The organism is Butyrivibrio sp., assembly GCF_024699075.1.
In genome coordinates, this window is the sequence record NZ_JAILQF010000259.1 from 1 (window position 1) to 6,788 (window position 6,788).

Below are 6,788 nucleotides of genomic sequence, written 5' to 3' on the forward strand. Positions count from 1 at the left end.
ACCTCCAAGAGCAACAGCAAGGATTGCATCCATTTCAAGATAAAGACCTATGTTGTTGGAATCGGCTGAAGTGATCCTGGATGAGTTTACGATTCCGGCAATTCCTGCAAACAGTCCGCATATAACATATGTCAAAAAGATGATACGCTTTGAATTAAGTCCTGCAATACGGCTTGCCTTTGAATTGATACCAACTGACTGGATATAAAGTCCAAGTGCTGTTTTCTTAAGGACAATTGACAGGACACATACGCATATTGCAGTGATTATAACAGGTGTTGGTATAGGTCCAATGAAGCTTCCGAATATACCATAAGAATCATTTCTTATATAAACGATAAGGTCATTGCAAAGCAAAAGTCCTATAGCTCTTGCTGCTGAATATAGGATAAGTGTTGCAACCATCGGCTGTATATGAAGGTGTGCAACAAGAAATCCATTGAAGCATCCGCAAAGACATCCCATTAAAAGTCCGCCAAGGACGCCTACTATAAGCGGAACTGCAAGCTCGTTGGTAGATGATACACCGTATCCTGCAAGGAGCATACAGCAAAAAGATGCTGAAAGACTCATTACAGATCCAACGGAAATATCAGTTCCCGCAGAGCTGGATACAACCAGCGTCATACCTAGCGCCAGTATTGCAGCTTCGCTTCCCCTGTTTAGAATATCGATTATACGGCCATACAGAATCGTTCCGTTACTGGTCGTATTCTGAAGTCTTATAATGAAAAAAGATAGCGGATTAGATCCGGTTGCTGCGTCATGTATGATATTTACTGCCATTACAAGAATAAGTGCAACTATCGGAAGAAAAAGAGGTGATTTCCTTATTTTTACAAGTAAGGACTCTTTGTTATTATTCCCATTACTCATTTTCCTTACCTCCCGCAATAACTTTCATAACGTGATCTTCAGTAAGATCATCGTCTATCTCCCCGACTTTGGCGCCGTCTCTCATAATAACCATACGGCTACAGGTTCTTATCATCTCTGATATCTCGGATGATATGAACATGATGCTCTTTCCTTCTTCTGCAAGCTGTAATACAAGCTTCTGAATCTCAGTCTTGGTTCCTACATCGATACCTCTTGTAGGCTCATCAAGAATAAGGAAATCAGGATCTGTTGCAAGCCATCTTGCAAGTATTACTTTCTGCTGATTACCACCTGAGAGCTGCTTTACAAGTGTGTCTCTGCTTGGAGTCTTTATAGAAAGTATATCGATATACTTATCTGCTATTTCATTTTGCTGCTGCGGTGAAAGGAGTTTGAACATTCCGTTTTTGGCCTGAAGAGCAAGGATTATATTGTCTTTGACAGACATATCTTCAATGATACCTTCTGCCTTTCTGTCATCAGGAAGAAGTCCCATTCCCTTATTCATTGCATCTATAGGCTGAGAAATCTTAACTTCCTGTCCTTTAACCTTAAGAGTTCCTGTATTAGCCTTATCTGCGCCGTAGATAGTCCTTACAAGTTCGCTTCGGCCTGATCCTAAAAGTCCTCCAACTCCTACAACTTCGCCTTTATGAATATCAAGATCAAAAGGCTTTACTGTTCCTGTATGGCTTAGCCCCTTTGCACTTATTATGACTTCTTCATTTTGCTTCTTGGCAGTATCTGATTTGATCTTTGCAAGATCATCAAAATCCTTACCCATCATAGCTGCTACGAGTTTAAGTCTTGGCAGCTCTTCTACCTTGTATTCACCAACAAGCTTACCATTTCTAAGAACTGTGATCCTGTCGCAGACTGCATATACCTGTTCAAGGAAATGAGTTACGAATATGATTCCAACGCCTTTATTTTTCAGCATATTCATAAGTCCGAAGAGCTTCTCAACCTCTTCATCGTCAAGAGATGATGTAGGCTCGTCCAGAATAAGAACCTTACATTCCATGTCAACTGCTCTTGCTATTGCGACCATCTGCTGAACTGCAAGCGAGTAATTTTCGAGATTCTGAGTTACATCTACGGATATACCAAGATCATCCATGAGCATTGCTGCCCTTTTGTAATATGAATGTCTGTCTACCGTACCTATTTTGGTAAGAGGTTCTCTTCCAATAAAAAGATTCTCTGCTACAGAAAGATTAGGGCAGAGATTTACTTCCTGGTATACTGTTGATATACCTACTTCTTGTGCATCTTTTGTAGAATGATTTCGTACCGGGCCTTCAATTCCATCTATGTGGATCTCCCCTGCCTCAAAGTCGTTGATACCTGTAAGGCATTTGATAAGCGTAGACTTCCCTGCTCCGTTCTCTCCCATCAGCGCGTGAATCTCTCCCTTTCGAAGAGTAAAATCAACGTCTTCAAGAGCCTTGACACCGGGGAATGTCATGCTGATCCCTCTGGCTGTCAGAACAACACTTTCTTCCATGCGCGCCTCCCTTAAACTATATGCCATATCTTTTATAAAGACCAGAACCGGACCCGGTCCTGGCCTTTTGAGACTGAGGCTTTGATACCTCAATTTAGAAGCAACTTTTACTTTTTTAAGATCAATTAATACTGAGCTTCTATAACTTCATCTGTAACTTCTGTCATTTCCTGTGCTTCACCGTTAATTGAGAATTCAACGATAGCATCTGAAAGTGCATACCAGTGCTCAGGCATGTATACTTCTGTCTCAGGTGTTCCGCCGCTCTGAAGAGTCTTGATAACTTCCTCAACTGTAGGAGCTGCAAGAGGATTACACTCAAAGTCTGCTGTGATCTTTCTAGCCTTTACTTCTTCAAGACCAGCTGTACAAGCATCAAATGAGATAAGGATTACATCGCCATCAGGACCATATGTAACACCAGCATTGTCCATTGCTGTCATAGCACCAAATGCTTCATTATCATTCTGACAAACAACTACGTTGAACTTGCCTTCATAGCTCTTGCAGTATGATTCCATAACTTCCTGACCGCCGTCTTCTGTGAAGTCACCTGACTGCTCATCAAGGATTGTCCAACCATAGCTGTCTGCTACTTCCTTGAATCCATCAGAACGTCCGATCTGAGCGGATGCACCTGTTGTACCTGAAATAACAAGAGCGTTGATCTCTGTGATTCCCTTAGAATCAGCATAAGCTTTGAGCCACTCACCTGCTGCAAGACCTTCCTGCTTGAAATCAGATCCAACCCATGCTGCATACTTGTCAGAATCATCAATTGTACGGTCAATTACGATAACAGGGATTCCTGCATCTTCACACTCTGTAAGGACTGTATCCCAACCTGTAGATACGATAGGATCAATGATGATATAGTCAACATCCTGCTCGATGAAGCTTCTAACCGCCTCGAGCTGAGCTGCTGAATCATTATCGCAGTCAACAAAGCTTAAGTTGTAACCATTAGCTTCTGAGAATACATCCTGACAGGATTTTGTAGATGCTGTACGCCAGTCAGATTCATGTCCAACCTGTGCAAAACCGATATCGATCAGTTCCCCATCTGCACTTTCTGTGTTTTCAGCTACTTCCTGCGCAGCTTCTTCTACAGTTGCTGCTGTATCAGCTGTCTCTTCTGTAGTCTGTTCTGTTTCTGTACCGCCATCAGTTACAGGCTCTGTTGTACCTGAATTTGATGATGAACATCCTGCAAGAAGACTTGCAACCATTGCAGAAGAAATTAATGCTCCAAGTAATCTCTTTTTCATTTGAACCCTCCTTCAAGCTCTTAGCTTGGCTACAGGCCAAAACTACCCTTGGTATTTTTAGCCTTTCTACATAGTAGTTAATCAGTAACTGTTACCAATTGTATTGTATGAAGGACAAGGTTTCGATGCATTATTTTCGCTTTTTGGTTTTATTTTTTATTAAGTTTTGGAAAAAGTTTGATTTTTTACGAATGTAATTTCGATATTTTATTAATTTACTATTGAATATATATTTTGTATGTAAACTCCCCATCCCCTAAAGGTAATGGAGAGTATGACTACATCGTTATAACGTATGGGCTACTTACTGTTCTTTTGGGAAAATAATTCTTACTTTAGTCCCTTTTTGGTACTCGCTTTCAATCTTAAGTCCGTACTCAGCTCCATAATTAAGTCTCATACGCTCGCCAACATTGGCCATTCCAAAGCCTGCATTATCTTCTCTTGCTTTTTCAAGGCCGTCTGCAAGACGCTGGAGTTTTAAAGTATCAATTTCTTTCATGCCTATTCCGTCATCTTCTACATCAATTTCAAGATCATTATTTAAGTGGTGCATGGATATTTTTATAGTGCCACCACCCCTTTTATTCTTGATGCCGTGATACAGAGCATTCTCAACTACAGGCTGCAAGGTCATCTTAATGATCCTGTAGCCAAGGAATCCTTCAGGTATATCAATTTCATAGTTTAGTATGTCACGGTATCTGAATCTTTGAATCTGAAGATAAGACTCTATATGAGATATTTCCTGCTTTATAGTTATATAATCAAGTCCTCCTGACAGCGTAGTCCTAAAGAACCTGGAAAGAGAAGTGACAATACCTGTAACATCATCTTTTCTCCCGCCTTCTGAAAGCCATACTATATTATCAAGTGTATTGTACAAAAAGTGAGGGTTTATCTGCGACTGAAGAAGTTTGAGCTCCAAATTTCTCGAATTGATCTGCTCACTTTTAACTTCTCCCACAAGAATATCAACTTCTTGAGTTATTGCAGAGGACAGATATATTACAAGGAACAGTACGAATATCAAAAATACTACAAAGAATATACCTATTGCTCTGATCAGTTTAATACGTTCCGTTTCCATGGCAGATCTTATCAGTTCCATACTACCTGCTTCATAATAGATATATTCGGATATTCTCTCCTGGATAAGCTCTGTGATAACACGGATATCATTATCAAGGGCGCTCATATTAACATCATAAGCGCCTCCATCAATGATATTGTTATTGATATCATTACATCTGTCATCAAGTGTTGTAAGAAGCTTAAGAACACTTTCAGCAGATTTTCTTGCATTCTGGGATGTTGAACCTGTGACAAGACTATCAAAACTCTGCCTTACACTTTCTGTCATATCGTCAGGATTGGTAAGACCCAGCTCTTCATTAATGGCATCTTTGGTAATAGATCTTGCAACCATCTGATACAGCACAGCATCATACTCTTCTCTGAATTCGAGATTGTACTGATTGGCTATAGCAACATTAGATACTACAAGATTATAAGAATTACCAAAACGATTAAGAGTATACAATAGGAATACAGTGATCATAGAAAAAGGAATAAGCATTACCAGAACCATCACTGTAAGCTTCTTGCCTACAGATAAGCCACTGATAAATTTTCTCTTCTGATCTTTAGCCATAAATAATTCACTCTTTCTCTCTGTACTGTTTTGGTGTTATATTCTGCGTTTTCTTAAATATATAACTAAAATAGTGCGGATCCCTGTATCCAACTTCGTATCCGACTTCGGAAGCCTTCATATCTGTCGTTTCAAGGAGCTCCTTGGCCTTGTCCATACGAACTGTTGTAAGGAATTCTATAAAAGTTTCACCCGTCTCTTTCTTAAACACAGAGCTAAAATGATTAGGGCTTATATTAACACTGGCTGCAACCTGGTTAAGAGATATATCTTCATCGTTGTAATGCTCATAAATATAATTCCTTGCACTATTTATAAGAGAACTGTATCTGGAATCAGAAACCTTGTCTCTCATCTCAAGAGCTTTTGATAGTATATCATTTATATATTTTTCCGTCTTAGGAGTATCATCAAGTGATGACTGCTTATCTCCTATATTTCCAAGCCTTTCTGTTATCTCATCTCTTGTATATCCTATTGATTCGAGAAAAGAAACTACTGTAAAATACATATCTACGCTTATATATTGTCTGAAAATAAGCGATTCAAAATTACCTTTTCCTGTATTTTCCACAAAATCTTCTACAAAGTGGCCAAGCTCTTCCAGGTTTCCATTTCTCAAAAAGCCTGTAACGATACGCCTGTCTAATTTTCCTATATCTATTTCATCTATATTAATGTTTACAGAATCCGCTTCCTTTATGCCTTGCCCCTGACCATCAAAGACCATGCTGGTATCATACAAAAATCTGTGTGCAAAGGCCTTACTTGCTGATTCGTAGCTTCTGCCGACTTCTCTTATTCTATCTACTACGATTCCTCTTCCTACATAATAGTTAAGGCCTGTTTTGTCCTTCATGATATCTTCAAGCTCTTTTAACAGAACATCCATACTGTCTGACGTCTGCTGCCTGTCTCTGCCAAGCACAAGGAATACAAAAACTCCTCCAAGCTGCTCATAAACCTGGATTCCATCTGCTTTGTTATATTTATCTCTAAGTATAGATGTTATCTTTTCTATACTTTCTGAATAGGCTTCTGTAATCTCGCTTTCTTTCTGGTTATCTTCACGGACTCTTATCTGGAACATTACTATTCCATAGGCTCCTGCAGCAAGATTTATACCAAGTCCCTTGCCCTTATCAAGAATTTCAGGCATAGAGCGAGCACCCGCAATAAGTTCCCTGAAAAGCACACGCTTTTCAAGAATGCGGTTTTCTTCCCGTTCCTTCCTGTATCTTTCCATAAATCTCTGCTGATCCTGCTCAGCCCTTATTCCATCAGATACTTTTGAAATAGCTTCAAGGAGCTGAGCGCCTGAAATAGGCTTTAAAAGATAATCAGTAACTCCAATACTGATCGCTTCGCGGGCATATTGAAAATCATCATATCCGCTTAAGATTATGATCTTGGTTTTGGGAAGATTCTTTTTGATAAGACGGCTAAGCTCAAGACCGTCCATAAAAGGCATCCTGATATC

Annotated in this window: 5 protein-coding genes; all 5 read right to left on the reverse strand. The window is 39.6% G+C overall.

The features are described 5' to 3' along the window. Nucleotides 1-876, reverse strand: an 876-nt coding sequence (locus tag K6G87_RS10575; RefSeq protein WP_296836813.1) for an ABC transporter permease, incomplete at its 3' end; no start/stop codon positions are given. Continuing rightward, on the reverse strand, nt 869-2,386 hold the full coding sequence (locus K6G87_RS10580; RefSeq protein WP_296836816.1) for a sugar ABC transporter ATP-binding protein: 1,518 nt from the start codon (nt 2,384-2,386) through the stop codon (nt 869-871). The genes K6G87_RS10575 and K6G87_RS10580, both read right to left, overlap by 8 nt. A 125-nt stretch (nt 2,387-2,511) precedes the next feature. Further along, on the reverse strand, nt 2,512-3,654 hold the full coding sequence (locus K6G87_RS10585; protein WP_296836819.1) for an ABC transporter substrate-binding protein: 1,143 nt from the start codon (nt 3,652-3,654) through the stop codon (nt 2,512-2,514). A 304-nt stretch (nt 3,655-3,958) separates the two neighbouring features. Further along, entirely contained in the window at nt 3,959-5,308 is a 1,350-nt protein-coding gene (locus tag K6G87_RS10590) for a sensor histidine kinase (RefSeq protein WP_296836822.1), read from the reverse strand. 7 nt (nt 5,309-5,315) lie between these two features. Continuing rightward, nucleotides 5,316-6,788: helix-turn-helix domain-containing protein (locus tag K6G87_RS10595; protein WP_296836824.1), on the reverse strand; the 1,473-nt coding region annotated here is incomplete at its 5' end.